At 74.5% G+C, this 26,020-nt stretch carries 35 protein-coding genes; 12 read left to right on the top strand and 23 right to left on the bottom strand.

Translation table 11 applies throughout. The features are described from left to right. Positions 1-152: 152 nt before the first annotated feature. Positions 153-1,895 carry a SpoIVB peptidase S55 domain-containing protein gene (locus ASF47_RS13840; RefSeq protein ID WP_056864470.1) on the top strand — a complete coding sequence of 581 codons (1,743 nt, stop codon included), beginning with the start codon at positions 153-155 and terminating at the stop codon, positions 1,893-1,895. 117 nt (positions 1,896-2,012) lie between these two features. On the opposite strand, the gene ASF47_RS13835 is transcribed toward ASF47_RS13840, so the two are convergent. After that, positions 2,013-3,011, bottom strand: a complete 999-nt coding sequence (locus tag ASF47_RS13835; protein ID WP_056864469.1) for an NADP-dependent oxidoreductase — start codon at positions 3,009-3,011, stop codon at positions 2,013-2,015. A 214-nt stretch (positions 3,012-3,225) separates the two neighbouring features. Between ASF47_RS13835 and ASF47_RS21140 the strand changes: the two genes are divergently transcribed. Continuing rightward, positions 3,226-3,369: a hypothetical protein gene (locus ASF47_RS21140; protein ID WP_156697893.1), complete on the top strand. Its 144-nt coding sequence runs from the start codon at positions 3,226-3,228 to the stop codon at positions 3,367-3,369. 119 nt (positions 3,370-3,488) lie between these two features. Here the strand turns inward: ASF47_RS21140 and ASF47_RS13830 are convergent, their stop codons facing one another. Next, on the bottom strand, positions 3,489-3,773 hold the full coding sequence (locus tag ASF47_RS13830) for a hypothetical protein (protein ID WP_056864468.1): 285 nt from the start codon (positions 3,771-3,773) through the stop codon (positions 3,489-3,491). A 105-nt stretch (positions 3,774-3,878) separates the two neighbouring features. On the opposite strand from ASF47_RS13830, the gene ASF47_RS13825 reads away from it, so the two are divergent. Next, a complete protein-coding gene (locus tag ASF47_RS13825) occupies positions 3,879-4,373 on the top strand; it encodes an OsmC family protein (RefSeq protein WP_082500292.1) in 495 nt (164 codons plus the stop codon). A gap of 126 nt (positions 4,374-4,499) precedes the next feature. On the opposite strand, the gene ASF47_RS13820 is transcribed toward ASF47_RS13825, so the two are convergent. The 12 genes from ASF47_RS13820 to ASF47_RS13765 all read right to left on the bottom strand — a co-directional run bounded on the left by ASF47_RS13820 (position 4,500) and on the right by ASF47_RS13765 (position 12,396). Continuing rightward, entirely contained in the window at positions 4,500-5,258 is a 759-nt protein-coding gene (locus tag ASF47_RS13820; RefSeq protein ID WP_056864467.1) for a peptidylprolyl isomerase, read from the bottom strand. A gap of 52 nt (positions 5,259-5,310) precedes the next feature. After that, complete coding sequence (locus tag ASF47_RS13815; RefSeq protein WP_056864466.1) at positions 5,311-6,384, bottom strand: alanine racemase; 1,074 nt, start codon at positions 6,382-6,384, stop codon at positions 5,311-5,313. Next, the gene (locus ASF47_RS13810) at positions 6,384-7,226 is read right to left on the bottom strand and encodes an aldo/keto reductase (protein WP_056864465.1); all 843 of its coding nucleotides are present in this window, start codon (positions 7,224-7,226) and stop codon (positions 6,384-6,386) included. Before ASF47_RS13810 ends, ASF47_RS13815 begins: the two co-directional genes overlap by 1 nt. A gap of 83 nt (positions 7,227-7,309) precedes the next feature. Further along, entirely contained in the window at positions 7,310-7,768 is a 459-nt protein-coding gene (locus tag ASF47_RS13805; protein ID WP_056864464.1) for a hypothetical protein, read from the bottom strand. A gap of 17 nt (positions 7,769-7,785) precedes the next feature. Further along, positions 7,786-8,010 (bottom strand): hypothetical protein, encoded by a 225-nt coding sequence (locus ASF47_RS13800; RefSeq protein WP_056864463.1) that lies wholly within the window; start codon positions 8,008-8,010, stop codon positions 7,786-7,788. A gap of 69 nt (positions 8,011-8,079) precedes the next feature. Then, entirely contained in the window at positions 8,080-9,186 is a 1,107-nt protein-coding gene (locus tag ASF47_RS13795) for a glycoside hydrolase family 26 protein (RefSeq protein WP_056864462.1), read from the bottom strand. A gap of 324 nt (positions 9,187-9,510) precedes the next feature. Further along, the gene (locus ASF47_RS13790; protein WP_056864461.1) at positions 9,511-10,089 is read right to left on the bottom strand and encodes a hypothetical protein; all 579 of its coding nucleotides are present in this window, start codon (positions 10,087-10,089) and stop codon (positions 9,511-9,513) included. Further along, positions 10,086-10,613 (bottom strand): DUF6286 domain-containing protein, encoded by a 528-nt coding sequence (locus tag ASF47_RS13785; RefSeq protein ID WP_056864460.1) that lies wholly within the window; start codon positions 10,611-10,613, stop codon positions 10,086-10,088. The genes ASF47_RS13790 and ASF47_RS13785 overlap by 4 nt, the downstream gene beginning before the upstream one ends. Beyond that, on the bottom strand, positions 10,610-11,023 hold the full coding sequence (locus ASF47_RS13780) for an Asp23/Gls24 family envelope stress response protein (protein WP_056864459.1): 414 nt from the start codon (positions 11,021-11,023) through the stop codon (positions 10,610-10,612). The genes ASF47_RS13785 and ASF47_RS13780 overlap by 4 nt, the downstream gene beginning before the upstream one ends. After that, positions 11,016-11,192: a DUF2273 domain-containing protein gene (locus ASF47_RS20725; protein WP_082500291.1), complete on the bottom strand. Its 177-nt coding sequence runs from the start codon at positions 11,190-11,192 to the stop codon at positions 11,016-11,018. The genes ASF47_RS13780 and ASF47_RS20725 overlap by 8 nt, the downstream gene beginning before the upstream one ends. Positions 11,193-11,570: 378 nt before the next feature. Continuing rightward, positions 11,571-11,918 (bottom strand): hypothetical protein, encoded by a 348-nt coding sequence (locus ASF47_RS13770; RefSeq protein ID WP_200919082.1) that lies wholly within the window; start codon positions 11,916-11,918, stop codon positions 11,571-11,573. Between the two features lie 4 nt (positions 11,919-11,922). Beyond that, on the bottom strand, positions 11,923-12,396 hold the full coding sequence (locus tag ASF47_RS13765; RefSeq protein WP_056864457.1) for an Asp23/Gls24 family envelope stress response protein: 474 nt from the start codon (positions 12,394-12,396) through the stop codon (positions 11,923-11,925). Between the two features lie 216 nt (positions 12,397-12,612). On the opposite strand from ASF47_RS13765, the gene ASF47_RS13760 reads away from it, so the two are divergent. From ASF47_RS13760 to ASF47_RS13750, 3 genes are all read left to right on the top strand, one after another. Then, a complete protein-coding gene (locus ASF47_RS13760) occupies positions 12,613-13,179 on the top strand; it encodes an RNA polymerase sigma factor (RefSeq protein WP_235558747.1) in 567 nt (188 codons plus the stop codon). Further along, entirely contained in the window at positions 13,170-13,697 is a 528-nt protein-coding gene (locus tag ASF47_RS13755) for a hypothetical protein (RefSeq protein WP_056864456.1), read from the top strand. The genes ASF47_RS13760 and ASF47_RS13755 overlap by 10 nt, the downstream gene beginning before the upstream one ends. A gap of 214 nt (positions 13,698-13,911) precedes the next feature. Continuing rightward, on the top strand, positions 13,912-15,603 hold the full coding sequence (locus ASF47_RS13750) for a hypothetical protein (RefSeq protein ID WP_056864455.1): 1,692 nt from the start codon (positions 13,912-13,914) through the stop codon (positions 15,601-15,603). A 141-nt stretch (positions 15,604-15,744) separates the two neighbouring features. Here ASF47_RS13750 and recQ read toward each other — a convergent pair whose 3' ends face one another. Both recQ and ASF47_RS13740 read right to left on the bottom strand, forming a co-directional pair. Further along, on the bottom strand, positions 15,745-17,586 hold the full coding sequence (gene recQ / locus ASF47_RS13745; protein ID WP_056864454.1) for a DNA helicase RecQ: 1,842 nt from the start codon (positions 17,584-17,586) through the stop codon (positions 15,745-15,747). Positions 17,587-17,684: 98 nt separating this feature from the next. Next, positions 17,685-18,062 (bottom strand): nitroreductase/quinone reductase family protein, encoded by a 378-nt coding sequence (locus ASF47_RS13740; RefSeq protein ID WP_200919080.1) that lies wholly within the window; start codon positions 18,060-18,062, stop codon positions 17,685-17,687. Positions 18,063-18,137: 75 nt separating this feature from the next. Here ASF47_RS13740 and ASF47_RS13735 point away from each other — a divergent pair, with 75 nt between their 5' ends. Beyond that, positions 18,138-18,338 carry a hypothetical protein gene (locus ASF47_RS13735; protein ID WP_056864453.1) on the top strand — a complete coding sequence of 67 codons (201 nt, stop codon included), beginning with the start codon at positions 18,138-18,140 and terminating at the stop codon, positions 18,336-18,338. Between the two features lie 59 nt (positions 18,339-18,397). Here the strand turns inward: ASF47_RS13735 and ASF47_RS13730 are convergent, their stop codons facing one another. Then, positions 18,398-18,970: a hypothetical protein gene (locus ASF47_RS13730; RefSeq protein WP_056864452.1), complete on the bottom strand. Its 573-nt coding sequence runs from the start codon at positions 18,968-18,970 to the stop codon at positions 18,398-18,400. Positions 18,971-19,063: 93 nt separating this feature from the next. Between ASF47_RS13730 and ASF47_RS13725 the strand changes: the two genes are divergently transcribed. Beyond that, entirely contained in the window at positions 19,064-19,642 is a 579-nt protein-coding gene (locus ASF47_RS13725; protein ID WP_235558746.1) for an MOSC domain-containing protein, read from the top strand. 22 nt (positions 19,643-19,664) lie between these two features. Here the strand turns inward: ASF47_RS13725 and ASF47_RS13720 are convergent, their stop codons facing one another. Next, on the bottom strand, positions 19,665-19,892 hold the full coding sequence (locus tag ASF47_RS13720) for a hypothetical protein (RefSeq protein ID WP_056864450.1): 228 nt from the start codon (positions 19,890-19,892) through the stop codon (positions 19,665-19,667). Positions 19,893-19,990: 98 nt separating this feature from the next. Here ASF47_RS13720 and ASF47_RS13715 point away from each other — a divergent pair, with 98 nt between their 5' ends. Next, positions 19,991-20,539, top strand: a complete 549-nt coding sequence (locus tag ASF47_RS13715; RefSeq protein WP_056864449.1) for a GrpB family protein — start codon at positions 19,991-19,993, stop codon at positions 20,537-20,539. Positions 20,540-20,707: 168 nt separating this feature from the next. Then, positions 20,708-20,893, top strand: coding sequence for a hypothetical protein (locus ASF47_RS21705; protein ID WP_056864448.1), 186 nt, complete (start codon positions 20,708-20,710; stop codon positions 20,891-20,893). Between the two features lie 315 nt (positions 20,894-21,208). Here ASF47_RS21705 and ASF47_RS13705 read toward each other — a convergent pair whose 3' ends face one another. From ASF47_RS13705 to ASF47_RS13690, 3 genes are all read right to left on the bottom strand, one after another. Then, positions 21,209-21,676, bottom strand: a complete 468-nt coding sequence (locus ASF47_RS13705) for a hypothetical protein (RefSeq protein ID WP_056864447.1) — start codon at positions 21,674-21,676, stop codon at positions 21,209-21,211. Between the two features lie 347 nt (positions 21,677-22,023). After that, a complete protein-coding gene (locus tag ASF47_RS13695; protein WP_200919072.1) occupies positions 22,024-22,755 on the bottom strand; it encodes a carbon-nitrogen hydrolase family protein in 732 nt (243 codons plus the stop codon). Between the two features lie 88 nt (positions 22,756-22,843). Further along, positions 22,844-23,329: an AAA family ATPase gene (locus tag ASF47_RS13690; RefSeq protein WP_200919070.1), complete on the bottom strand. Its 486-nt coding sequence runs from the start codon at positions 23,327-23,329 to the stop codon at positions 22,844-22,846. A 30-nt stretch (positions 23,330-23,359) separates the two neighbouring features. On the opposite strand from ASF47_RS13690, the gene ASF47_RS13685 reads away from it, so the two are divergent. Continuing rightward, positions 23,360-23,785: a GNAT family N-acetyltransferase gene (locus ASF47_RS13685; protein ID WP_056864445.1), complete on the top strand. Its 426-nt coding sequence runs from the start codon at positions 23,360-23,362 to the stop codon at positions 23,783-23,785. A 51-nt stretch (positions 23,786-23,836) separates the two neighbouring features. On the opposite strand, the gene ASF47_RS13680 is transcribed toward ASF47_RS13685, so the two are convergent. Together ASF47_RS13680 and ASF47_RS13675 are read right to left on the bottom strand one after the other, a co-directional pair. Further along, the gene (locus tag ASF47_RS13680; RefSeq protein ID WP_056864444.1) at positions 23,837-24,463 is read right to left on the bottom strand and encodes a GrpB family protein; all 627 of its coding nucleotides are present in this window, start codon (positions 24,461-24,463) and stop codon (positions 23,837-23,839) included. Positions 24,464-24,473: 10 nt separating this feature from the next. Beyond that, entirely contained in the window at positions 24,474-25,316 is an 843-nt protein-coding gene (locus ASF47_RS13675; protein WP_082500288.1) for an alpha/beta fold hydrolase, read from the bottom strand. A 36-nt stretch (positions 25,317-25,352) separates the two neighbouring features. Between ASF47_RS13675 and ASF47_RS13670 the strand changes: the two genes are divergently transcribed. After that, the gene (locus ASF47_RS13670; protein ID WP_056864443.1) at positions 25,353-26,003 is read left to right on the top strand and encodes a CG0192-related protein; all 651 of its coding nucleotides are present in this window, start codon (positions 25,353-25,355) and stop codon (positions 26,001-26,003) included. Positions 26,004-26,020: the final 17 nt, after the last annotated feature.

Raw genomic sequence — 26,020 nt, 5'->3', positions numbered from 1 at the left:
TCCCTCACCCTAGGACGTGCCTCCCACGGTCACGATCGGGCCACGGTCACCAACCTGCCCGGCCCGGCGTGCAACCAAAAGGGTGAGAAGCACGTCACCCTTCACGAGGGACGCAGACCGCGCCCTCGCCACACAGGAGGAATGAGGACGCGATGACGCGACCCAGCACCACGCGCCGGGGCCGGGCCCTGGTCGCCAGCACCGCCGCAGCCGGACTGTTTCTCGGGGCCGCAGCCGTCGCCTCCGGGCCGGCACAGTCCGCCGAGCCCGCCGAGGACTGCACCCCCACCTACCCCCAGGAGCAGATCACCGCGGACGCCGCGGTGACCGGCCTGACCGTCTCCGAGGGCACCACGCCCGAGGCCTTCGAGGGCTCGATCATCGGCGTGCTCGACGACGGGATCGCTCCCGGCGTCGACATGATCATGGCCGACCTCACCTCGCCGGCCATCGACGCGGCCGGCGGCATCTGGTCGGGCATGTCCGGTTCGCCGGTCTACATCGACGGCCAGCTGGTCGGCGCCGTCGCCTACGGCCTGTCGTGGGGATCCTCGCCGATCGCGGGCATCACCCCCTTCGCCGAGATGGACGACTACCTCACCTCCGGCACGCGCCGCGTCGACGTCGACGCGCGCGCGGCCCGCCAGATCGCCGCGAGCTCCGACGTCACCGCGAGCCAGGCCGAGCAGGGCTTCCGCCAGCTCCGCATGCCGGTCGGCATCAGCGGGATGACGCAGAAGCGCATCGACATGGTCCGCGAGAGCGACAAGAAGTACTTCTCCGAGCAGACCTACGCGGTCGGCGCCGTGGGTCGCGCGGCCGCGGCCGACGCCACCGAGGAGACCATCGTCGCCGGAGGCAACCTCGCCACCACGCTGTCCTACGGCGACGTGACCGCGGGCGCCGTCGGCACCGCCACCTCGGTCTGCGGCGGAGAGGTGGTGGGCTTCGGCCACCCGTTCGCCTTCTTCGGCGAGACCACGCTGGGTCTCAACCCGGCCGACGCGCTCTACGTCCAGCCCGACAGCCTGGGCGCGCCCTTCAAGGTCGCCAACATCGCCCCCGCCGTCGGCACCATCACCGACGACCGCACCACCGGGATCACCGGCACCTTCGCCACGCTGCCCGACACCACCACGGTGGCCTCGACGGTCAGCTTCGACGGCCGCGAGCGCACCGGCAGCAGCGACGCCTACGTGAAGCGCTTCCTCGCCGACACGGTCTTCGGCCAGCTGCTGGTCAACCACGACCGGGTGCTCGACTCCTACATCCCCGGCACCGAGGCACAGAGCTGGACCATCACCGGCACCGACGAGCTGGGTGCGCCCTTCGAGATCTCCTCGGCCGACACCTACGTCTCGGACTACGACATCTCCTTCGAGTCGGTCTTCGAGCTGGCCGACCTCGCCTACGCCCTGAGCCGCATCGACGGCGTCCAGGTCGACGACATCACCGTCGACAGCGACGTCGACACCTCCACCGACACCCTCAAGGTGACTGGTCTGCAGCAGCGCAAGGGCGGCGAGTGGACGACGATCGGGCGCCGCACCAACCTGGTGGCCAAGGCCGGGAGCACCCTCGACCTGCGCGCCGTGCTCACCGCGGCCGACGACACCGTCACCTACGCACCGGTCTCGGTGAAGATCCCGTCGCGCGCCAAGCGCTCGGCCTTCCTCGTCGTCCAGGGCGGTGCCTCGGACTACACCAACAACTACCGCGTCAAGTCGGTGGCCCAGGCCGTCAAGGCCTACGCCGACCCGGTCCGCAACGACGAGGTCTCCGCGGAGCTCTACGCCAACGGCAAGGGCCTGCGACGCTCCTTCGTCACCCAGAGCGGTCCCTACGACGAGGTCGTCCACGGCCAGCGCTACGTCGACATCCGCGTGCGCCGCTGACGCGACCGCACCACCCTCGCAGCACAGCACGACCCGCACACACGACGGCGGGCCCGGACCACCTGGTCCGGGCCCNGGGGGGGGGGGGGGGGGGGGGGGGGGGGGGGGGGGGCTCGCTCAGAGCCGCACGAGCATCTTGCCGGTGTTGGCGCCGCTCAGCACGCCGAGGAACGCCTCGACGGCGTGGTCGAGCCCGTCGGCAAAGGTCTCCCGGTGCTTCAGCGAGCCGTCGGCCACCCAGGCGCCGGCCTTCTCGTAGAACTCCGAGGCCAGGTCGTAGTGGTCGGTCACGATGAAGCCCTGCAGCCGCAGCCGCTTCTGCACCACCATCATCATGTTGCGGGGGCCCGCGGCCTGGCTCGGGTCGTTGTAGCCCGCGATCATGCCGCAGACGGCCACCCGGCCGAAGTCGTTGAGGTGCGTGATGGCGGCCTCGAGGTGCTCCCCGCCGACGTTGTCGAAGTAGACGTCGACCGGGCCGTGCTCGCCCAGCCGGTCGCTCACCCGGCCGTCGTGGTAGTCGAAGGCGGCGTCGAAGCCGAGGTCGTCGGTCAGCCACGAGACCTTGTCGGCCGAGCCGGCGGGGCCGATGACCTTGCCGGCGCCCAGCAGACGCGCCATCTGGCCCACGGAGGAGCCGACGGCGCCGGCCGCACCGGACACGAAGACGGTCTCGCCCTGCTTCATCTCGGCGATGCGGGTGAGGCCGACGTAGGCGGTCAGCCCGGTGCTGCCGAGCACGCCGAGGTAGGTCGAGGCGGGCAGCGTGGAGACGTCGAGCGTGCGCACGGCCTTGCCCGACACCACGGCGTGCTCGCGCCAGCCCAGCCCGTGCAGCACGGTGTCGCCGACCTCGATGCCCTCGGCGCGCGACTCCAGGACCTCACCGACCGCGGCCCCCTCGAGGGGGGCGTCGAGGGCGAAGGGGGGCACGTAGGACTTCGCGTCGTTCATGCGTCCGCGCATGTAGGGGTCGACCGACATGACGTCGGTGCGCACGAGCACCTCGCCCTCGCCGAGGTCGGGGAGCGTGGTGGTGACGAGGCGGAAGTCGTCGGGCACGGGCGCGCCGGAGGGTCGTCGGGCCAGGTGGATCTCGCGGGTCTCGGTGGTCATGTCCTCGATGGTGCCACCGGCTCCCGAGGGGCGACGGAGGTGGTGCTGGCAGGGCGTCGACGGGTGCGCGACATCACAGCCTCGAGGATGAGGTGCGGTGTGTAGCAGTCGCTACGATGTAAGAGTCGAAAACGACGATGACCAATGACAGGTGTGCGGGTACCCGCACACCGGACGCCAGCCCCGAGACGGGGCGAAAGGGATGAGAGACACCATGAACTCGCAGCTGTACGTCGCCTACGGGATCTCCTCGACGAGGTTCCGCCCCGAGCGTGAGGCGACCGAGCGGCGGAACCTGGGTCTCCTGCTGGCGCACCGCCGACGCGTGCGCCTGGGCCTCGAGCCCGCCGAGGACTGAGCCCGGGCCGCCGGAGGGACTCCGGCGCCCCGGACGTACGACGGGCCCCCGACACCACTCCGGTGTCGGGGGCCCGTCGTACGTCGTGGCCCCGGCCCGCCTGGGGCCGGGGCCGGGTCCTACGGCTGCACGGCCAGGGCGAACTCGACCTTGCCGTCGGGGTGCACGGCGGCGTCGAGGATCTTGTCGTCGAGCAGCAGCGCGGCGGTCTGGTCGAGGTAGACCGTGGCGCCGTCCTGCTCGACGGTGACGTCGCCCGGCTCGGGCGCCGCGGCGGTCGACACCAGCAGCGCCGGCTCCACCTCGCTCTCGGAGACGATGCGGAGGCCGGCTGCGCCGGGCTGGCCCGGCTGGGCCGCGAGGTCGGTGACGATGGACTGGGCGTTCTCGGTCAGGAAGAGCACGTGCTCGCCTTCCGATGGGGTGCGGGGGGACCACTCGAACGTCTCTCGGCTGGGCGCTGAGGTCAAACCGGACGACCTCCCGGGCGTGTCTGGGAGGCTGCTGCCATGGACGAGACCACGCAGCAGCCCCCGGCCCCGACCCCCGACCACGTGGGCGAGCCGGGCCGAGACCCCGCGACCCGGCGGGCGGTCGACCTCGAGCGCATCGGGGAGCGCCGCTACAAGGCCACCAACGGCCGCGGTGGCGTGCTGCCGGTCGGGTCGGGCGACGACCCCGACTTCACCCCGGTCGAGCTGCTGCTCGCCGCCCTCGTCGGCTGCGGGGCGGTCGACCTCGACCACGTCACCGGCAAGCGGTCGCCCTTCGCGTCCTTCGCGGCGCGGGCCGAGGGGCACAAGGTGCGCGACGAGCAGGGCAACCACCTGGTGGACCTGCGGGTCACCTTCGACGTGACCTTCCCCGAGGGCCCCGAGGGCGACCGGGCGCGCGAGGTCGTGCCGCGCACCCTGCAGATGGTGCAGGAGCGCCTGTGCACGGTGGGGCGCACGGTCACCCTGGGCGAGCCGGTCACCTACGCCGCGGGCGACCTGGGCCACTGAGCCCGGGCGCCCAGGACCGAGCGCCCAGGACCGAGGGCCCAGGACCGAGCGCCCAGAACCGGGCCCCCAGAACCGGGCCCCCAGAACCGGGCCCCCAGAACCGGGCACCCGGGGCCGCGGAGCCGGTCAGCCGACGGTGACGCTCTCGATGTCGACCGGCGTGGCGGGCGCGCCGTCGCCGGTGCCGTTGTCGGTGCCCTCGTCGCCGATCTCGGTGAGCAGGTCGAGGCCGGCGTCGTCGATGGTGCCGAAGACGGTGTAGTCCGGCGGCAGCGGCGACTCCTCGTAGACCATGAAGAACTGCGAGCCGCCGGAGTCGGGGTACATCGTCTTGGCCATGGCCAGGGTGCCGGCCGGGTAGGTCTCCTCGCCGGTCAGCTCGTCGGGGATGGTGTAGCCGGGCCCGCCGGTGCCGGTGCCCGTCGGGTCGCCGCACTGGAGCACGTAGATGCCCTCGGTGGTGAGGCGGTGGCAGGTGGTGCCGTCGAAGTAGCCCTGCTCGGCGAGGCTGACGAAGGAGTTGACGGTGCAGGGTGCGGCGTCGGCGTCGAGGGTCAGGCCGATGTCGCCGGCGCTGGTCGCGACGTCGGCGCTCACCTCGCCGCTGACGGTGGGGGTGGTCTCGGGCGGGTCGACCTCCTTGGCGGGCTGACCGTCCTGCGGGTAGTCGCAGGAGCCCGACCCGGCGGCGGACCCGTCGTCGGAGGGGGAGCCGGAGGCGCTCTCGGAGGTGGCGGGGCTCGCGGCGGAGGTGTCCTCGGCCGTCGGCTCCTCGTCGGACCCGCAGGCGGCGAGCGAGGTGAGGCAGGCGACGACGGCGACGGCGGCCAGGGGGCGGGTCGCGGCGCGGCGGGCGAGGACACGGGGGGCGGGTCGGGTGCGCATGGCGCCGATCGTAGGCGCCGGGTGTGAGAGCAGCCTGAGCGGCCCGGCGCGCTCAGCCGTTCTGCCCGCGGGCCGTCACCGACCACGCGCGCAGGCCGCCGGCCTCCTCCACCCACAGGTCGTCGGCCAGGTTGACCGCGGAGCACACGTGGTTGGGCACCACGTCGAGCACCGAGCCGAGCGCGGGCAGGGCGGCGCCGCCGAGCTCGACGGTCGCGTGGTGCTCGGAGAGGGCGGTGATCCGGGCGCCGGGGTGGTCGAGCAGCCGGCCGAAGCCGGAGGAGTACGCCGCTCGGTCGGCACCCAGCGCCTTGCTCCCGGCGTCGAGCACCAGGCGACCGTGGGCGTGGCTGACGACCGTGGCCCGGCAGGTGAGCGCGATGTCGGCGGGCTCGACGACGCCGAGCTCCCACTGCTGGGCGTCGCCGAAGACGTAGACGCCGGGGCGCAGCTCGTCGACCACGTCGGCGGCACCGGGCACGAGGCTCGCGGCGAGGGTCGGCGTCGAGCCGCCCGAGACCACGCGCACGTCGATGCCCTCGTCGAGCAGGGCGTCGCGGGCGGTGCGGAGGGCCTCGATCTCGTCGCGCACGGCCGCGGCGGTGGCGCCCGGGGCGTAGCCGTGGCCGGGGAACGTGAACACCCCGCGCACGACGAGACCGGCCCGTCGGGCCGCGACGGCGACGTCCCCGGCCCGGTCCGCCGGCACCCCGGTGCGGTGGTGGCCGGAGTCGACCTCCACGAGCACCTCGACCCCCGACCCGCCGAGGCGACGCCCGGCGTTGGCGGCGCCGGCGACGGAGTCCACGCCGATGGCCAGCCGGCAGATCTCGGAGAGGTCGCGCAGGCGGGAGGCGCGGTCGTCGTCGAGCCAGAGGGGGTAGGCGATGAAGACGTCGGTGCAGCCGTGGCGCGCGAAGACCTCGGCCTCGCCGACGGTGGCGACGGTGATGCCCACGGCGCCGGAGACCAGCTGCAGCCGGGCGATCTCGGCGCTCTTGTGGGTCTTGGCGTGCGGGCGGAGCGAGACCTGCAGGCTGCGGGCGCGCTCGGCGGTGCGGCGGACGTTGCGGCGCAGGCGGTCGAGGTCGACGCGGAGGTGGGGGGTCGGCGGGGCCGACGCCATCACATCTCCTCGTGGGTGTCGGGATCCCCGCCGAAGAGCCGGCCGTCGACGCGAGCGAGGGCGGAGATGTCGGCGACCTCCGCGTCGGTGAGCTCGAAGCCGAAGAGGTCGAGGTTGGCCCGCTGTCGCTCCGGGGTGGCCGACTTCGGCACCGGCACGGAGCCCAGCTGCACCTGCCAGCGCAGGATCACCTGACCCGGGGTGACGCCCAGGCGGGCGGCGGGGCCGGTGACGGCCGGCTCGTCGAGGGGGGCGTTGCGCTTGCCCAGGGGGCTCCACGACTCCGTGCGGATGCCGAGACGCTCGTGCACCGCACGCATCGGGGCCTGCGGGAAGTGCGGGTGCATCTCGATCTGGTTGACCACCGGGGTCACGCCGGTCTCGTCGATGATCCGCACCAGGTGGGCCTCGGTGAAGTTCGAGACCCCGATCGAGCGCACCAGCCCGTCGCGCTGGAGGTCGACCAGGGCGCGCCAGGCCTCGGCGTACCGGTCGACGCTCGGGTTGGGCCAGTGGATGAGGTGCAGGTCGATGCGCTCAAGCCCGAGGGCGCGCAGCGAGCCCCTGACGCTGGCGACCGCCTCGTCGTAGCCGTGGTCGCGACCGGGCAGCTTGCTGGCCACCACCAGCTCGTCACGATCGACCTCGGCCCGCCTGACCGCCTCGCCGACCGCGGCCTCGTTGCCGTAGTTGACCGCGGTGTCGAGCAGGCGGTAGCCCGCCGCGATCGCCGACCCGACGGCCTCGACGCACTCGTCGTCGCGCAGCGGGTAGGTGCCGAACCCGACGGCCGGGAGCGTCGTGCCGTCGAGCAGGTCGTGGGCCGGGATCGCAGGTGCCATGGGCTCCAACCTAGTCTCGTGGCGCCCGTCACCACCGCGCCCGTGGGCCAGGTGCCGGGTCAGGTGCCGGGTCAGGGGCCGGGTCAGGGCGCCTGGGGCCCGCGGTCGTCGGGAGCGGCCTCGTGGTGGCGTCGCCCGCGGGTGCGCTCCGACTCCTTCATCTCGGCCTCGAAGAGATGTCGCCGCCCACCGACGAGCTCCTCGCGGGCGGTGCGCTCGAGGTCGCGGAAGACCGACCAGTAGGTGTCGTCGTACTCCTCCATGATCTGGAAGGTCCAGCGGCCCTCGATCACGTTGCGGCCCACGAGCTCACGCTCGATGCGGTCGGCCAGCTCGGAGTGCCCGGCCTCGCGCAGCTGCTCGACACCCTCACCGAGGGTCAGGTCGGCGGTGCCGGAGAGCCGGTGGAAGGTGTAGAGGTGGCCGCGCGCCACCTCGACGGCCTCCAGGGCCTCGGAGATCTTGCCGAGGGCCTCGACGGTGGCGTCACTGACGCCGTCGGGGCGCCGGTGCTCGGCGACGGGACCGTCGCCGGAACCCACCTCGGGCGCTGCGCCGGTCAGGACAGCACCGACGCGGCCTGCACCGGCCCGTCGCCCTCCTCCGCGGCCTCGATCGCCTCGGCCAGGGCCGTCACGTCGGCGTCGGGCAGGTCGAGGCCGGCCTCGCCGAGGCCCTTGCGCAGCTCGGCCTCGACGGTGCCCTCGGGGGCCGACTCCTGGTAGGAGGTCACGCGGTCGACGACGGCCTGGACGGCCTCGGTCTTCTCGTTGCTCTCGGTCATGGGTCGAAACTAGGCGCCGAGCAGCGGCGGCGGCCCCACCCCTACGGGGGTCGGTGCCGGTCGGCCTCCTCAGGAGGCGAAGGCGCCCACGCCGGCCCGGAAGGCGTCGTGGGAGGCCTGGCTGCTGGTGATGCGCCAGTCGGCCTCCTTCTGGAAGTGGAACCAGGTCAGCCCGCGCACCTCGCGGTGCTGGTCGAGGTAGGTCCACATGTCACGGATCCAGCCGGCCTTGTCGCCCACGCCCTCGGGGCAGCCGACCTCGCCGATGAAGACGGGCTTGGCCGTCAGCGAGGTGAGCTGGGCGAGGCCGGGCCCGAAGACCTCCCCGAAGGACTGCCAGGAGGTGGAGGGGATGAGTCCGGCCCAGTTGTAGCCGTCGAGGCCGACCCGGTCGACCCACCGGTCGCCGGGGTAGAGCCCGGGGAGCGCGACGGACCCGGGGAAGGGCACGTTGGGGGTCCAGGTCCAGATCGCGTTGGTCGCCCCGACCGAGCGGAAGATGCCGACCACCCGGCGCCAGGCCGCGACGTAGTCGCCGGAGGTGTTGCCGTTGACGCCCTCCGACCAGGGGTACCAGCTGCCGTTCATCTCGTGGGCGAAGCGGAAGGCGACCGGAGCGCCGTAGGCCTTCACCTGCTGCGCCCAGCGCGTGACGTAGGCGTCGAAGGCGCCGCCGGCGATGCGGTCGAGGGAGTAGGCGGGCTGGTCGGGCGTGCCGACAGCGGGGTCCCAGGGCTCCCAGGTGACCTCCGGCACGGCACCGGTCGAGGCGACCCGGCGGGCGTCGGCGGTGGGGAAGTCGGCGGCGTAGTGCCACGAGGAGTAGAAGGTGAGCTGGGTGGCGCGCCGGCCGAGGCTGGAGGCGAGGGCGTCGGCCTCCGACAGCTCCGTGGGGGCGCCGGGGATGGCGAGGCCGAAGACACGGGCCGGCAGGGTCCTCGCCCGGGCCTTGCGGGTCGTGCGCGACACACGGTCGAGGACGGTGGCCACGGGCTTGTCGACGGTGTCCGCGGCCAGCGGACCGGCTGCTGCGCCCGCGACGGCGGCCGGGGACGGTGCCGCGTCGGCGACGGCCGGCAGCGCGCCGAGCCCCACGACGGTGGCGGCGGCGAGCGCGGTCGCCACGAGGGCGCGACGCAGCCCGCGGCGGGGCGGGAGGGGGTGCAGGTGGGACATGGCAGACCTCGGGGGCGGTCGTGGTCGCGGACGATGGGTGGTCGCGCGCGGGTGGGGTGGGGGGCGACGGTGCCGTACGCCGGCTCGGGGAAGCCGGTGTCGTGCGGGCCGGTGTCGTGCGGGGGAGGGCCGGCGGGTCACGGCCCGTGGGGGACGGGTCGCCCCACCAGGGTCGCACCCCTCGCCCCGGTCGGGGAGCCACTCACCCCGGCAGGGGGGCAGTGGTCCAGACCCCCGGGGGCCGACGGTGTGACCTGCACGACGAACGACCCCCGATCCCTCAGGTCGAGGGGTCGGGGGTCGATGTCGCGCCGATCGGGTCCGCTACTGCACCCGCACCCGGTCGGTGCGCTCACGGCGAGCCGCCTTGGGGCTGTCGAGCACGACGCGCACCGCCACGTCGCCGGCCGGGAAGGCCTGCTCCACCTCGCGGGTCACGGTGGTGACGGCGTCGCGCAGCTCCTGCACCTCGGCGGTCTCCTCGACGCGGCCCCTCAGCTCGACCACGGTCGAGCCCCGGTGGGTGCGAGCGGTGCCCGACAGGCCCGTGACCGGCGCGAGGGACTCCAGGCGCGCGGCGGTCGCGTGGGCCAGCGAGCGGAGGTCGACCTCGAGGCGACCCTCGGGGCCGCTCGCCGGGAGCCGGAGCGCCGGGACCGACGCCGGCCTGAGGTGGGCCAGGACCCAGGCCAGGCCGAGCAGGCCGAGCAGCATCCCCACGGCGGCGGAGGCCCACGGCCACCAGCTGGTGGCCAGGACGTCGTCGACGGGGGCGGTGTCGAGGGTGTCCCCCCACGACAGCACCCACCCGAAGCGCCAGTCGAGGAGGGCCAGCGACACGGCGACGAGCACCAGCCCGACGAGGGCGACGACCAGGCGGTCGGTCTTCGCGGGCGCGGTCATCGCGGTGCCTCCTGGGCGTGGACGGAGATGCGGGCGGGGGAGAAGCCGTCGAGATCGGCGGCGACGGTCTCGCGCACACCGGCGACGGTCTGGTCGGTGTCGCGCGGCGCGATGACCTCGACGCGCACGCGATGACGGCGGGAGACCGTGGCGCTGGCGCCGACGACGCCGCTGCTGCGGTCGGCGCGCTGGCGTGCCAGGGCGGCCACGGCGTGCGCCGAGACCCAGAGGTCGCCGTCGGCGGTGGCCGGCAGGTGCGTGACCGGGGCGGGCTTGAGGGCCAGCACGAGGAGCACCAGCCCGACGAGACCGGTCACCGCGGCGGTCACCACGACCGCGGTCGTGGCGCCGAGTCCGTCGAGGCCGTCCACGGCGTCGCGCAGCCAGGGACTGCCGCCGGTCCACCCCTGGGCGACGGCGAGGTCGCGCACGGTGACGACGGCCAGCGCGACGAGCGCCAGCGCGAGGAGCAGGGCCACGGGCACGACGGCCGGTCGGCCACGGGGCGGGTTGCGACGGCTCACTGGACCCGCCCCCCTCGCCCGTGGTCGTCGGCGGGCTCAGCCTCGACGAGGTGCACGGTGACGTCGACCGTCGTGATGTCGATCCCGCTGATGCGGGAGGTCTCGCGCTGCACCGTGGCCCGCACGCCCTCGGCGATGTCCGAGACGGCGCAGGGCCACACGGCGGCGACGTCCACCTCGACGCGGGCCCGTGCCCCGTGGACGGTGACGGTGGCGTGCGGGGAGCCGGATCCGGTGAGGCGACCCAGGGCCGACCCCACCGAGGACCCCAGGGCGGAGCCCATCGCCGGGCGGCGCAACACGGTGCCGGGCGCCTCGAGCGCCGCGCGCTCCGCGACGTGCTGGAGGGCACGCGTGCGCACGTCGAGGCGACCCCGGTCCTCCGGGGGCGCGAGGGCGGGCTCAGCCACGACGGCCCCGCACCAGCGCGCCCAGGTCGAGCTCGCCGTCGACGTGGCCGCCGATGAGGTAGCCGGCTCCGCCCAGCACGACGCCGAGCAGCAGGCCGAGCAGGCCGCCGACGACGATGGCGATCGCCAGCAGCAGTCCGGCGATGAGGCCGATGGTGGAGGTGGTCATGGTGGTGTCTCCTTCAGAGTTGGCCGTAGCGGCGAGAGCCGGGCAACGACCGTGGGATGCGGCGTCTGACGTCGCCCACGAGCCGGCGGCTCGTGGTGCGCACTGCTCGTCTGGCCCGCGACGCCGCGGTCGAGGTGACGGTGACGGTGGAGGCGGACGCCGGGCCGGCGGCCGGGCCGTCCCCCCACGGCCCGACCCCGGCGGTCGGGGTGCCTCCTGCGATGCGACCCGCTGTGCTCCCTGTGCTCCCTGCCGCCCGCGCCGCCTCGAGGGCGTCGAGCGATCGCATGACCGCGACGAAGGTCGCCGCGTCCCCACCCACGTCGGGGTGGTGACGCCGGGCGGCCTCGCGGCGCAGGGCGCGCAGGTCGGGGTCGTTCATCGGGGCGCGCCGCCCGGGGGCTCGACGTCCTCGACGACGACGTGGACCGGTCCGGGCACGAGGGGACGGACCACCTCGCGCACGGCGGCCGTGGTCGTCGCCACGGCGGCGCCCCACGTCAGCACGACGTGGACCGAGGCCCCGGGCTCCAGCAGCTTCACGCCGGAGACCCGGCGCCCGGGCAGGTAGGTCGCGACCTCGCCGAGCACGCCGCCGTGCAGGTCGGCCACCCCGGGCACGGCCAGGACGGCCGCGGCGACGAGGTCGACCTGCTCCGGGGCGTCGTCGGACGACCCGGCCGGGTGCCGGTCGGAGACGCCGAGGTCCTCCGGCTGCTCGGTCACGCGCTCACTCGACCCGCGGGGCGCTGGAGGCCGAGGTGTCGGCGTCGTCCGAGCCGTCGTCGAGGAAGATGTCGTGCACGGTGATGTTGACCTCCGTCACCTCCAGGCCGGTCATGCGCTCGACCGAGCCGATGACGTTGCGGCGCACGGCCTGGGCGAGGTCGGCGATGGAGACGCCGTACTCGGCGACGAGGTCGAGGTCGACGGCGGCCTGCCGCTCGCCCACCTCCACGGCGACGCCCTGGCTGAGGTTGGTGCGCGAGCCGGGGATGCGGTCGCGCAGGGCGCCGACGGCGCGGGCGGTGCCGCCGCCGAGGGCGTGCACGCCGCTGATGTCGCGTGCGGCGATGCCGGCGATCTTGGAGACGACGGCGTCGGCGATCGAGGTGCGGCCCTGCTCGCTGGCGAGCGCGCCGGTGCCGCGGGTGGCGACGTCGGTGGTCGTGGTGGCGGTGGTCTCGGGCTTCTTCTCGGTCATGGGTGAACCTCTCTGTTCCCTGGTCGTCGTGCTGCGCGGGTGGTGTCCCCGCGCTGACGGTGCACGCACGTCGTGCGTCTGACACCAGGTAGTCGCGCCGTCCTCCCCGATCGTCACGGATCTGGTGGTGTGATGTGGAGCACGCGGTCTCCGCGAGGAGTGGGGACCACTGGGGTGGGGAGGTCGGTGGGCCTGCCTGGACAGGATGGAGCCGTGGTGACCGCCGAGCCTCCCGAGGAGGAAGCCTCCGACGCAGCGCTGGTGCGCGCCGTCGGCGCGGGTGACGCCGAGGCCTTCCGCGAGATCGTGGACCGCTACGGTCCGCGGATGTACCGCTACGCCCTGCGGCTCGTCGGCGGCAACGACACCGACGCGGCCGAGGTCACCCAGGAGGCGCTGATCTCGGCGTGGAAGGACCTCGGCACCTTCCAGGGCCGCTCCAGCCTCAAGACCTGGCTCTTCCGGCTGGTCCACCGCCGTGCGGTGGACCTGCAGCGCCACCGGCGTCCCACGCCCATCAACGACGACCTGCTGTCGCGCTTCGTGCCCGAGGCCAGTGACAACCCCCTCCAGGACGTGCTCGACGCCGAGCTGCTGGCGGCCTTGCAGCAGGCGCTGGACGAACTACCGTGGCACCAGCGCGCGGTCTGGCTGCTGCGCGAGGTCGAGGGCATGTCGTACGACGAGATCGGCGAGGCGCTGGCCCTCCCGGTCGGAAGCGTCCGCGGTCACCTGCACCGCGGACGGCGGACCCTGGCGGAGAGGATGGCGCGATGGCGGTAGAGCCGCAGCGAGACGACGGTGACGACCTCGTCGGCGCCGACCAGCCCGATGTCGTGGGAGGCGAGCTCCTCGACCGCGCCCTGCGCGCCGTGCGCGAGGACGACCCGGGCGGCTTCGAGGGTGTGCGCAGCTCCGTGCTCGAGCGGGTGCGGCGCACCGTCGTGCCGGCCGACCCGGTCCTGCTGCGACGCGCCGACGGCGGCGTCGACCACGACCCCGACGGCTCGCGCACCTGGGTCTCCAGCCGGGTGGTGCGCTCGGCGGTGAGGCGTCTGGCGCAGCGGCGCGTCGCGAGCGCCCCGGCGTCGGTGCAGGTGGACGTCGACGAGGAGCGCGTGACCCGGGTGCGACTGGGTCTCGTCTGCTCCTACGGCACCGACGTCCGCTCGGAGGCCGCCGAGGTGCGCGGGGAGGTCCAGGAGCTCCTGGTGTCGCTCGTCGGGCCCGATCCCCGGGGCGCGGTCGACGTCGACATCGACGTGGTCGACGTGGTCGAGGGCGACCCGCGCCTGGTGTGAGCACCGGGAAAGGTCACCTCCCGGCGCGGATCGACGTACCGTGGCTCCGGTCGTCGGCCGACCCCCGCGGGGGTGCCCCCGCGCCCCGTGCCCTCGGGTCGTCCCGGCGCCGTCCCACCTGCCCCTCTCCGTCGACCCCCCTCAGGAGACCTGCATGCGCGACTCGGGTCCGCTCGCGTCCAGACCGTCCCGGCGACGAGCCACCGGCGCAGCCGTGGCCTGCTTCCTCGCCCTCTGCGTCGGCTCGGTCGTGCTCAGCGCCCCCGGCCGGTCGGCGCCGCCGCCGGAGCGGGCCACCACGGCGCCCCGCCCGGCCGGCGACCTGCGCACGGGCCCCGACGCGTTCGTCGGAGGGCAGGCGCTCCTCTTCAGCGGGCGGGTGGGTCCGCGACGCAAGCAGGCGATCCGTCTGCAGTTCCACATGAACCGTCCAGGCGACGTCTGGACCGACGTCCAGGGCTCCCGCGGCACGACCGACCGGTCCGGGGCCTTCCGGTTCACCTTCCCCGCACCGGCCATGGAGAACATCAGCTACCGCGTGGCCTCCTCCTCCGGCGTCACCCCGGGGCGGCTGCTGCGGGCCCGCGCCCAGGAGGTCGTGCTGACCCTCGGGCGACGCCACCCGGCGGCGTACGTCGACCGCCCCTTCGTGCTGAAGGCGGACACGACGCCGGTGGTCCGCGGACGCCGCCCACCGGTCTTCCCCGGTCGTCGCGTGGAGCTGCAGGAGCGCGTCGACGGACACCGCTGGCGCACCGTCGACACCGACACCACCGACGCACGCGGGCGGGCCTTCTTCACCCGCACCGAGGCCGAGGTCGGCAACCACGTCTACCGCGCCCGCCAGGACGACTGGACGCAGGGCGGCGACCGGATCGGCTGGTTCGCGTCGTTCCCGACCACGTTCACGGTCGTCGCGGAGCCGCCCCCGGCCCCCAGCCCCACTCCGGACCCCACGTCCAGCACCACCCCCAGCACCACCCCCAGCGGCACCTCCGGCGGCACCTCCGGCGGCGCCGGCTCGCGCGCGGACACGCCCGCGGTCACGACGACGGCGACACCGGCAGCGGTGCCGGCCCGGCTCACCGTGACCCGGGCGCAGGAGAGCGACGCGCAGCCCGCACGTGCGGCATCGGGCGACGCCGTCCTCACCGCCGCCGGGCGCGCGTCGGGCTCGACCAACGCCAGCTCCCGCTGGGGCTGGGGTCCGTCGCTGTTCGACTTCGCCTGGGAGTTCGGGGAGTCCCTCACCTCCCGTCCCTACCGCGGCAGCCGGCTCGAGGGCGGGTGGCGCGACACCTCCAACGGCACCGGTCGCGCCGCGCACGTCAACGGCGGCCTCTTCCTGCAGAGCGGCTCCGGCGCCACGGCCCGCCACCGCGGCACCACCACCGCCACCCTCGACGGCAACGCCCAGCGCACGGGGCGGTGGGAGTTCCGGCTGCGGGCCTCGGCCGACCGCGGCCGCGCCGCCGACTACGACGTGCGCGTCGAGCTGGTGCCCGAGGGCTCGTCGATCGACGCGTGCACCGGTCCCGTGGTCACGGTCGCCGACTTCACCATGCGCGAGCGGGGGATGCGCTTCGGCGTGCGCTCCCGCGAGGGCGGCACGGCCCGGGTGGGACGCAAGGCGGTCAGCCTCACCGACCAGCCCCGCAACGTCGCGGTCGAGGTGGGTCGGCGTCACGTGACCTGGTTCTACGACGGCGCCGTGATCGGCTCGGTCGACGTGGCCGACCTCGGCGCGCCGCTGACGCCGCGCATCAGCCTCGTCGGCAAGCGTCGGTCGACGATGAGCCCGACCGTCCTCACCACCGACTGGCAGCGCGCGTGGACCCTCGACCACGGGAAGCAGGTCCGGTCGGGGCCCTCGCTCGGCCGGGTCCGGACCGACCCCGCCTGCTGACCGGCGTCAGCGGCGTCAGCGGCGGTCCGCGACCCGGACGCGCGAGGGTCACGAGGCGCGGTCACGGCGCCCACGGGGAGGGACTGCCGCGGCTCGTGACCACCACGACCCGGGCGCGACCCGCGCGGGGCGCCGGACGGCTCAGGCTCCGTCGCCCCCGGTGACCACCGCGAGGAGACCCTCGCCCCAGCGCTCGAGCTTGCTGGCGCCGACCCCCGAGATCGAGCCCAGGGCATCGAGGGTGGTGGGTGCCTCGGCGGCGACGTGGCGCAGCGTGGCGTCGTGGAAGACGACGTACGCCGGCACGCCGGCCTCCTTCGCGGTCTCGGCCCGCCAGGTGCGCAGCCGCTCGAAGAGCGCAGCGCCCTCGGCGTCGAGGTCGACGACGTCGGCGGTCTTGGCGCGGCGCTCGTTGCGGCTGCGGGTGGAGCGCTTCGGCTCGGTGCGCAGGTGCACCTCGCGCTCGCCGCGCAGGACGTCGGTGGAGGCCTCGGTGAGCTCGAGGGTGCCGTAGCCGTCGGCGCCGACGGCGAGCAGGCCCTGCGCCAGCAGCTGGCGCACCACACCGCGCCACTCGCCGGCGCTGAGCTCCGTGCCGACGCCGAAGACGGTGAGGCTGGTGTGGTCGAGCTCCACGACGCGGGCCGTGGCGTTGCCCAGCAGGATGTCGACGACGTGACCGGCGCCGTAGCGCTGTCGTCGCTGCGCCAGCCGCACCACCGCGGAGAGCAGCTTCTGGGCGGCGATCGTGCCGTCCCACGTCTGCGGGGGAGCGGTGCAGGTGTCGCAGTTGCCGCAGGGCTGGCCCTGCTGGCCGAAGTAGGCCAGCAGCTGCACGCGGCGGCACTGCACCGTCTCGCAGAGCGCGAGCATCGCGTCGAGGTGGGCGCCGAGCCGACGGCGGTGGGCGGCGTCGCCGTCGGAGGTGTTGATCATCCGGCGCTGCTGCACGACGTCGGCCAGGCCGTAGGCCAGCCAGGCGGTGGCGGGCAGCCCGTCGCGACCGGCGCGGCCGGTCTCCTGGTAGTAGCCCTCCACCGACTTCGGCAGGTCGAGGTGGGCCACGAAGCGCACGTCGGGCTTGTCGATGCCCATGCCGAAGGCGATGGTCGCGACCATCACCAGCGAGGGCTCGCGCAGGAAGCGCGACTGGTGCTCCGCGCGCTGCTGCGCGGGCAGGCCCGCGTGGTAGGGCAGGGCGGGGATGCCGTGCTTGCTCAGGTGGGCCGCGGTCTCCTCGACCGACTTGCGCGAGAGGCAGTAGACGATGCCGGCGTCGCCGGCGTGCTCGCTGCGCAGCAGGTCGAGCAGCTGCTGGCGGGGGTTGTCCTTGGCCACGATGCGGTACTCGATGTTGGGGCGGTCGAAGCTCGCCACGAACTGCCGGGCCTCGGCGAGTCCGAGGCGGTGCACGATCTCCTCGGCCGTCTCCCGCGTGGCCGTCGCGGTGAGCGCCACCCGGGGCACCCCGGGCCAGCGCTGGCCCAGCACGGTGAGGTTGAGGTAGTCGGGACGGAAGTCGTGGCCCCAGGCCGAGACGCAGTGGGCCTCGTCGATGGCGAAGAGCGCGATCCGGCCGGAGTCGAGCAGCCGCAGCGTTTCGGCCACGGCGAGCCGCTCCGGGGCGAGGTAGAGCAGGTCGAGCTCGCCGGCGACGTAGGCCCGCTCGACCGCGCGTCGCTCGTCCGCGGTCTGGGTGGAGTTGAGGAAGCCGGCCCGCACCCCGAGGGCGTCGAGGGCGTCGACCTGGTCCTGCATCAGCGCGATCAGCGGCGAGACCACCACACCGGTGCCCTCCCGCACCAGCGAGGGCACCTGGTAGCACAGCGACTTGCCGCCGCCGGTGGGCATGAGCACCAACGCGTCGTCGCCGCCGACGACGGTGTCGATGATCTCGGCCTGGTCGCCGCGGAAGGCGTCGTAGCCGAAGACCCGCTCCAGCACCTCGAGGGGCGAGCCGGCGGGGGAGTCGGTGACGGTCATGGGGTCCATCGTGCCGACCCCTCCCGACCGTACGCCGACCCGGGCCACCCCACCTGTGGACGCAGCGGCCGTCGCGGGCCCGCGTCGGGCGTGTGGTCTCAGGCGTCGGGCCGCAGCAGCCAGCGCTCCACGGCCACCTCGACCAGCACCCGGGCGCCGTAGCGCGACGGGTCGGCGGCGTCCCACCCGTCGTACCGCTCGGCGAACGCCGCCAGCACCGCCGCGTGCGCCTCGCGCCCCCGCGGTCCGGACAGGTCGTGGACGACCGCGCGCCCCTCGCCGACGGTGGGGTCGGCCGCGGTGCCGTCGAGGGCGAGCGAGACCCGCGGGTCGTGCTCGAGGTTGCGCGTCTTCACGGCCGCGCGGGAGGTCGCGATCCAGACCACGTCGGCGTCGCGCACGAACCACACCGGGGTCGTGTGGGGCGAGCCGTCGCGACGCAGCGTGGTCAGCCACAGGCAGGGAGGGGCGCTCACCCGCCGATCGTCACAGATCCCCGGTGACGCCCGCGCACTGCTGGCCTGGCCTGACGGTCGTGGACGTGGTGGTCGGTGGAGCTGCACCCCGGTTTCGGGGCAGCCGCCGACGACCTCGACCCCGCCTACCGCGGCGCGCACGTCGTCGACCTGGCCCGCAGGCTGGGCGGGGAGCTGACGCCCGCGGTGCTGGGCCGGGCGGCCCGGTCGGGGGACCACCCGCCGCAGACGGTCAAGCAGCTGTGGCACTGCCTGGCGCGCTTCGGGCGAGGGTGACCCCGGCCCACGACGTGAGCCCACTCCGGGCCGTCCGGGCGGTCCGGAGAGGGCGGCGGTCAGCGGTCTCGCAACCACGCGTCGAGGGCGAGGGTGACCTCGGTGTGGGCCGCGAGCATCGCCCTAGGGTCGTCGGGCACCCGCAGCACGTGGTCGCCGGGGACCAGCACGGTGCGACCGCCCAGGGCTGCGAGCACGGTCCGGTCGAGGTAGGGGTCGGACTCCCCGATGGCGGTGAGCTGCGGTGCGGGGTACGCCAGCAGCGCCTGGCTCACCAGCGGCTCGGTGAGCAGCGGGGTCAGCCAGGCGGCGGGACAGCCGAGGTCGGCCGCGACGGGAGCGGCGAGCGTGCCCAGCGACTTGGCCACGACGACGAGCCGGCCGTCGTACCCCTCCGCGGCGGCGCGCAGCTGCTCGCCCACCCAGGCCGCCTCGTCCTCGACCTCGAGCGCTCCGCGGGCGGCGGGGTCCCACCAGACCTGGCGCACGTGCCACCCGCGGGCCAGGGCGACCTGGGCGGCGAAGAACAGCAGCGGGGCGTCGGGGGAGTACTGCCTGCCCGGCAGCACGACGCACAGGCCGCGGACGCCCTGGGGCGAGGTCTCGGCGGCGAGGTCGACGTAGCGGGTCACCGTGACAGCCTCGGCGCGGCCCGCGACGTCGTCAACGTGCCTGGTCGTCGCGGCTAGCCTCGGTGCATGGCCGGGACAGGCAGGGTCGTCGCCGTGAGCCGGGACGAGACCCACCGCTTCAGCAAGACCCCGCGTGAGTCGATCACCCTCGTGACCGGCCTCGGCGTGGTCGGCGACGCCCACGCGGGTGCGCTCGTGCAGCACCGCTCGCGCGTGCGCCGTGACCCCGGCCGGCCCAACCTGCGCCAGGTGCACCTGATCCAGGACGACCTGCTCGCCGAGGCGCGCGCGGCCGGCCACGACCTCGGCCCGGGCGGGCTCGGGGAGAACGTCCTCACCACCGGGGTCGACCTGCTCGCCCTGCCGACCGGCACCCGTCTGCGCCTCGGCGAGGTGGTGCTGCGCGTGACCGGACTGCGCAACCCGTGCCGCCAGATCGAGGACCACTCCGCCGGGCTGCTCAAGGTCGTCGTGGGCCGCGCCGACGCCCGGCACTCGACCTCCGAGGTCACCCTCGGTCCGACCGGTGGGGCGGAGTCGATCGACGGAGCCGGCATCACCCGCCGGGCGGGCGTCATGGCCGTCGTCGAGCGCGGGGGAGAGGTGCGCCCCGGCACGGCGGTCGAGGTCGAGCTGCCGCCCGAGCCGCACCAGCGGCTCGAGCCGGTCTGAGACCGGCGGGGCGGTCCCTGGGTCAGCGGGGGTCCGTGCTGCTCCCGGTGGAGTCGGCCGCCTGGTCGGTCCTGCTCGGGCGACCGGCGTCCCTCGCGCGCTGCCGGCGCACGGCGACGAGGGAGACGGCCACCGTGGCAGCGATCCACACGAGGGTCGCGACGAGCCCGTGCTCCCTCGATCGCAGGACCACGATGGCGATCAGTGCGCCTCCGAACACGACGGTCAGGTAGGCGTAGATGAGCTTCACGGCGCGACGCTAGCCGGTGCGGCGTCGGCCGACCGCCAAGGGGCGGCACGGGTACGGCGCCTGCCGCCACGACCCGCCTCGGCGGCTAGCATCGCCGGGTGCCGGTCGAGGTGGTCCCGTACTCCGCGCAGTGGCCCGTGCAGTTCGACCGGGTCGCCGCGCAGCTGCGGTCGGCCCTGACCACGGTGCCCTCGGCGTACGTCGAGCACGTCGGCTCGACCGCGGTGCCCGGCCTGGCCGCCAAGCCGGTGCTCGACATCGACGTCGTGGTCCCCGCGGGTGACGTCGACGCCGCGGTGGCGGCGTTGGAGTCGGCCGGCTACGTGCACCGCGGCGACCTCGGCGTGCCCGACCGCGAGGCCTTCCACGCACCCGACGACGACCCGCGGCGTCACGTCTACGTCTGCCGCGCCGGCACCCTGGGTGTGCGCAACCACCTCGCCGTGCGCGACGTGCTCCGGCGCCGCGATGACCTGCGTGAGGCCTACGCCGCGGTCAAGCTCGCCCTGGCCGCCGACCCCGCCATGGACATCGACACCTATGTCGCCCGCAAGTCGGCGGTGCTCCAGGAGGTGCTCGCGGTCGCCGACCTCACCACCGAGGAGCGACGCCTGATCCTGCGGCTCAACGACCCGAGCAGCGCCTGAGGGACGTGAGGCACGACTGGCCTCGGGTCATGGCGCAACCTCTGGCGGGGGACCGCAGGACGCGCCCGACCGGGCCGGTCGCGCCGGGGTTCTGGTGGTTCCGGACGGGGGAGACGGTCTCGGCGGCCGGCTCAGGACTGGTCCGGCCCGCTGGTCGAGCTGCGACGGGTGCTGGAGCCCGGCGGTCGGCTGCTGCTCTCGGTCGACCACACGGTCATCCGTCCGGTGGCCTACCCGCGGGAGGACTACCTCGCGACGACGGCCTACACCGAGGACTACACCTTCGACGGCCGCACGGCAGCGCTGACCTCCTGGCACCCACCGCTGCACGCGATGACCGACGCGAACTCTTAGGCCGGGTTCCGGATCTCCGCCCTGTCCGAGCCGCCGTTATCACCGTGAGCGCCTCCTGAGCTGCTGCCGCCCGATCTCGGTGATCGCACCGCGTTGCTCTGCTTCCTGTTCTTCGTCCTGGAGGCACGATGTCCAGCGGCTCGGCCGCCCATCGGAACGCGGCTCAGGAGAGGGCACCGGGGAGGGGCACAGACGCCTTACACGGCTGTCATTCCGCACCACCTGACATAATGTCAGTTATCGGCGGTATGTTCAGGATGCGGAAAGTGGGTCGAGAGGGTGCTGATCGCGGGTCAGAACCCGTCAGCGTCGAACTCAGGACCCGGCGAGGCGCGCCCCGGTCCACGACTCGTCCTCGGAGACGTCCCGGATGACGTCGAGCCAGCCCGGGGGCTCGAGGGCAGGCTGGTCGCCGTCGTCGATCTCGGCGACCAGGGAGCCGTCCTCGTGCTCGTCGACGACGACCAGCAGGCCGTCGCGGCGGACCATGTGGCGCCGCTTGCGCAGCACCCGGCTCGGCAGCGCGGCCAGGACGGCCCACTCGGCGTCGTCGAGGTAGAGGTTGGTGCACGCGACCTCGGCCGGGCCGTCGGACAGCCGCACCTTGTGCCCGAGCTTGCGGACGACGGTGCCGTCGGCCTCCCGCACCTCGCGCAGCCGCAGGCGCGTGCCCGTGACGTAGCGGTCGACGATGTCGCGGACGCTCGAGACCCCCTCAGGGATCCGACGGACCAGCCAGCGGCGCTCGCGTTCGACCACGGCGTACTTCAGCGAGACGGACATCGCGACAGGCTAGGGCCCGGAGGGGTTCGGGCCAGACGACCCGGGCTGGTGGAAACGTGCTGCGTCCCGCTGGGCCTTCGCGGCGCTGGCTCGAGCACGCTGGTCGGCTTCGTGGCGGCTCGACAGCTGCTCTCCCCCGGTCTCACCGCTGCGCAGGCGGCGCGCGAGCCGACCAGCGCTGACCCAGCCGGCGACGGCGTAGAGGACGACGGCCGCCAGACAGGCGACGAGGATCCAGGTGAACACGACGGACCTCCCGAGACGGAAAAGTAAAGACGTCGCGATCCTAGGCCACAGCGACACCGGGCGCGGGTGACCGCGCAGGACGGTGGCCCTGCCGAGCCGGGCTACGTCGGGGCGACGAGCGTGGCACGCACGACGCGGCCGACGGCCTCGTCGGCCTCGACCAGGACCGATCCGTCGGCGGCGACGATCACCGAGCGGCCGGCGGTCTCGGTGAATCCCCCGCCGGTGCCGCCGGCGTGACTGGCGATGAGCACGGGCACACCGAGCGCGCGACTGATCACGAAGGCCCGTGCACGGCACTCGACGACGTCGGCGGGCACGTCGACGACGCCGGCGGCGTAGAGGTCGACGCCGAGCGGGGCCAGACCCGCGGTGTGCTGGCTGGCTCCGGTGTCCTTGCAGATGGCCAGGCCGACCACCCAGCCGTCGACCGTCGTGGTGGCCGGGCCGTCGCCGGGGGTGAAGCGGCGGTGCTCGTCGCCGTGGAGCCAGCTCTTGCGGTAGGCCAGCGAGACCCCGTCGCCGTCGACACGGACGGTGGCGATGAAGAGGCGGTCCTCGACGGCCACGGGAGCGCCGACCAGGGCCACGGCTCCCGCCCGGGCGCAGGCCTCGACGACGACCGCCCAGCGCGGGTCGTCGAGCGCGACGGGCTCCGCGTCCAGCTCGTAGCCGGTCAGCGAGAGCTCTGGGAAGACGACCAGGCGGGCACCGGCCGAGGCGAGGGCGAGGGCGTGCTCGCGCGCGGTGGCGGCGAGGTCACCGCGATGGACCCTCGGCTGCGCGACGGCGACGTCCAGGTCGGGCAGGTCGGGCAGGTCGGGCTTGCTCACGCGGCACACGATCCCACGCCCCGTCGCGGCACCACGCGCCACGGCGACCCCACGCGCCACGGCTACCGGAGTGCCGCGACCACCCCTCTCAGCTGCTCGGCCCCGTCTGCGGGGCGTCGACCACTACGAGCGGCCCCTCCTCGGGCGTCGGCGCCTCGACGTGGTCGACGTAGCGCTCGGCCAGCGCCTCGTCGATGACGAAGTCGTCGGGGTGCGCCGCACGACGCCCGCGCAGGCGGGCCAGCACGGTGGCGCGGTCGGTGGCGAGGTGGACGGTCTCGGGCACGACGCCCCGCGGCGCCAGCAGCCGGCGGTAGTCGTCGCGCATCGCGCGCGACCAGAAGGAGAAGTCGAGCACCACATCGGCGCCGTCCCCGACGAGCTGCAGCAGGCGGGCGCGCAGGTCGGTCTCGATCTCGGCCCGCACCTCGGGCGGCAGCGGCACCGTGGTGATCCCGCGCCGCCACATCTCGACGTCGAAGGACAGCCGGGTCATGCCGGCCGTCTCGAGACCTCTCGCGTAGGTCGTCTTGCCCGACCCCGCGGGGCCGCACATGAACACCACCCTCGGCATCCCACCAGGCTAGTGCGCGAGACTCGCTGCGTGATCCGCCCCTTGAGCACCGACGACCTCGACGCCTGCGTGGAGATCTACGTCGAGGCCTTCGCCGCCCCGCCCTGGGAGGAGTCGTGGGCGCCCGTCGACGCGCGCCTCCGACTGACCGACTTCCTTGCGACACCGCGCAGTCTCGGGGTCTGCGCGCTCGACGACGGGGCCGTGACGGGGTTCGCACTCGGGCACCGCGAACGCTCCGGATCCGAGGACCACTTCCTGCTCCAGGAGATGTGCGTCGCCCCCGGCCGCCAGCGGGCCGGCGTCGGCGCCGCCCTGCTCGAGGCGCTGGGAGCAGCGATGCCCGACGTACGGCACTGGTTCCTGCTCACCGCCCGCGACAGCCACGCCGCCGACTTCTACGCCCGGCATGGCTTCCGCCCGGCGGGCCGGCTCGGAGTTTTCGTCCGACCCTGAGACGTCCGAGCCCGAGCCGTCCGACCCGGAGTCGGCGAGCGTGCGAACGGGTCAGTCCGACAGGCCCGCGGCGCGGAAGGCACGGGCGTAGATCGCGCGCACCACGTCCTGCTTGCGGGCGTTGTAGAGCATCGAGTGCTCCCCCGCCGCGCTCGCGGCGTCGGCGGCGGAGCGCTTCGCGGCGGCGTAGAGCTCCCGCTCGTCGGGGTGCGCGCGCAGCCAGTCGCGGAAGAGTCGGTGCTTCCACGGCTCCGCACTGTCGGGCCCGAAGACGTGCAGGTGGCAGCCGAGGCTCTCCCCCAGCGCCGGCGGGTCGAGGCGCAGCAGCCGGTGGCCCTGCCACCACGGCTCACGCACGGTGAGCACGAAGCCCAGCGCCTCCAGCGCGGGCACGTAGGCGTCCTCGGCGTCGGGGTCGGCGAGCACCAGGTCGAGGTCGAGGGTGGGCTTCGCGGCGAGCCCCGCCACGGCGGTGGAGCCCACGTGCTCCAGCGCCAGCACCCGCCAGCCCAGGGCGCTGCGCACCGTCGCCGCGACCTGCGCGGAGCGCTCGGGCCACGACGGGTCCGGCTCGACGACCGCGACGTACGGGCTCGGGCCCCAGCCTGCCACCCAGGGCGACTCGCCCGGCGGTGCCTCGTCGCCGGCGAAGGACACGATCTGGGCGCGGGTCGGCATGCCGGTCAGGCTAGAGCGCTGCGGTGAGGAAGACGCGCAGCGCGGAGACGAAGGCCTCCGGCCGCTCCGAGTGCACCCAGTGCCCGGCGCCCTTGATGGTCACCTGGCGGGTGCGCGGGAAGAGGGCGCGCATCGACGGCTCGTGCTCGGGCTGCACGTACGCCGAGCGCTCGCCGGCCATCCACAGCACCGGGTGGTCGAACGGCGCGACGTCGTCGAGCACGGGGAAGCCCGCGATGGCGGCCAGCTCGCGGCGCAGCAGGTCGAGGTCGGCCTGCCAGCGGAAGCCGTCCTGGCCCGAGCGCAGGTTCTGCAGCAGGAAGCCGCGCACCCGCTCGTCGTCGATCTGGTCGGCCAGACCCGCGTCGGCGTCGGCGCGGCTGGTCAGCGCAGGCAGGTCGAGCCCGGCCAGCGCCCCCAGCAGGTGCTCGAACTCCCCCGCCCCGTCGCTGGGCGCCGGGGAGATGTCGACCACGACGAGCCGGTCCACGAGGTCGGGGTGACGCAGCGCGAGGACCATCGCCACCTTGCCGCCCATCGAGTGGCCCACGAGGTGCACCGGGCCCTGCGCGGCGTAGGTGGCGCGCAGCCAGGTGGCGACGCTCTCGGCGACCGTCTCGTAGTCGGCGGTGCCGGTCCACGGCGAGCGGCCGTGGTTGGGCAGGTCGACGAGCACCGAGCGGAGGTCGGGCTGGAGGGCCTTGGCGACCTGGGTGAAGTTGCGGCCCTGCCCGAAGAGCCCGTGGAGGAAGACCACGGTGGGTCCGGTCGAGCCGACCTCGGTCGTGTGCAGCGCGGGCGGGGACGTGTCGGAGGTCGACGGCTCGGGGGCAGCGGCGTCGGGCGAGGTCACCGGTGCAGCCTAGGAGCCCCGGCTAGCCTGCCGGGCATGGCCCTCCTGCACCGCGCGAGCATCGTCCCGACCAAGCTCGAGGCGATCAACGCCTGGCTGCCGCAGCAGCCGTGGGCGCTCGACGCGGGCGAGGTCGAGACCCTGGGCGCCTTCCGCTTCGACGACCCGGCCGGCGAGGTGGGTGTGGAGACCTTCCTCGTGCGCGACGCCGCCGGCGGTGTGCTCCAGGTGCCGCTGACCTTCCGTGGCGCGCCGCTGCCCGACGGCGAGCGCTGGCTGGTCACGACCATGGAGCACACCGTGCTGGGTCCGCGCTGGGTCTACGACGGCTGCGGCGACCCGGCGTACGTCGCGACGCTGGCGGCCACGATCGCCGACGCGGCCGGCGAGGCCCGCGAGGTGGTGCGCCAGGACGACGGCACCGAGGTGGAGCGCGACCCGTCGGCGCGCGCGCACGGCACCGGCGGCGCTGCGCCGCTGGCGGACACCGCACTCGACGTCGGGCGCGCGCTGGGCGAGGAGGCCGTCACCGACGTCGACGGCTGGACCCTCGTGCGGGTCGGGGGCGCGACGCTCGGCGTCTCCCGTCACCCCGCCGCCGCCCCGGCCGACCCGCCGGCCGGTGCGCTCACGGGCCACGCGGGCGAGGCGACCGGCCCGCTGCTGCTCGCCACGCTCACCAGGTGAGGGCTGCGGTCCGGCAG

It is taken from the genome of Nocardioides sp. Leaf285 (genome assembly GCF_001422955.1).
Classification (GTDB): Bacteria; Actinomycetota; Actinomycetes; order Propionibacteriales; family Nocardioidaceae; genus Nocardioides; species Nocardioides kribbensis.
This window is presented reverse-complemented; position numbering and strand designations above follow the sequence as displayed.

Bases quoted from the DNA above. Each gene is read 5' to 3' on its own strand.
- ASF47_RS13840 (WP_056864470.1), top strand. From the start codon at position 153: ATGACGCGACCCAGCACCACGCGCCGGGGCCGGGCCCTGGTCGCCAGC.
- ASF47_RS13835 (WP_056864469.1), bottom strand. From the start codon at position 3,011: ATGACCACCGAGACCCGCGAGATCCACCTGGCCCGACGACCCTCCGGC.
- ASF47_RS21140 (WP_156697893.1), top strand. From the start codon at position 3,226: ATGAACTCGCAGCTGTACGTCGCCTACGGGATCTCCTCGACGAGGTTC.
- ASF47_RS13825 (WP_082500292.1), top strand. From the start codon at position 3,879: ATGGACGAGACCACGCAGCAGCCCCCGGCCCCGACCCCCGACCACGTG.
- ASF47_RS13820 (WP_056864467.1), bottom strand. From the start codon at position 5,258: ATGCGCACCCGACCCGCCCCCCGTGTCCTCGCCCGCCGCGCCGCGACC.
- ASF47_RS13815 (WP_056864466.1), bottom strand. From the start codon at position 6,384: ATGGCGTCGGCCCCGCCGACCCCCCACCTCCGCGTCGACCTCGACCGC.
- ASF47_RS13810 (WP_056864465.1), bottom strand. From the start codon at position 7,226: ATGGCACCTGCGATCCCGGCCCACGACCTGCTCGACGGCACGACGCTC.
- ASF47_RS13800 (WP_056864463.1), bottom strand. From the start codon at position 8,010: ATGACCGAGAGCAACGAGAAGACCGAGGCCGTCCAGGCCGTCGTCGAC.
- ASF47_RS13795 (WP_056864462.1), bottom strand. From the start codon at position 9,186: ATGTCCCACCTGCACCCCCTCCCGCCCCGCCGCGGGCTGCGTCGCGCC.
- ASF47_RS13790 (WP_056864461.1), bottom strand. From the start codon at position 10,089: ATGACCGCGCCCGCGAAGACCGACCGCCTGGTCGTCGCCCTCGTCGGG.
- ASF47_RS20725 (WP_082500291.1), bottom strand. From the start codon at position 11,192: ATGACCACCTCCACCATCGGCCTCATCGCCGGACTGCTGCTGGCGATC.
- ASF47_RS13765 (WP_056864457.1), bottom strand. From the start codon at position 12,396: ATGACCGAGAAGAAGCCCGAGACCACCGCCACCACGACCACCGACGTC.
- ASF47_RS13755 (WP_056864456.1), top strand. From the start codon at position 13,170: ATGGCGGTAGAGCCGCAGCGAGACGACGGTGACGACCTCGTCGGCGCC.
- recQ (WP_056864454.1), bottom strand. From the start codon at position 17,586: ATGACCGTCACCGACTCCCCCGCCGGCTCGCCCCTCGAGGTGCTGGAG.
- ASF47_RS13705 (WP_056864447.1), bottom strand. From the start codon at position 21,676: ATGTCCGTCTCGCTGAAGTACGCCGTGGTCGAACGCGAGCGCCGCTGG.
- ASF47_RS13690 (WP_200919070.1), bottom strand. From the start codon at position 23,329: ATGCCGAGGGTGGTGTTCATGTGCGGCCCCGCGGGGTCGGGCAAGACG.
- ASF47_RS13680 (WP_056864444.1), bottom strand. From the start codon at position 24,463: ATGCCGACCCGCGCCCAGATCGTGTCCTTCGCCGGCGACGAGGCACCG.
- ASF47_RS13670 (WP_056864443.1), top strand. From the start codon at position 25,353: ATGGCCCTCCTGCACCGCGCGAGCATCGTCCCGACCAAGCTCGAGGCG.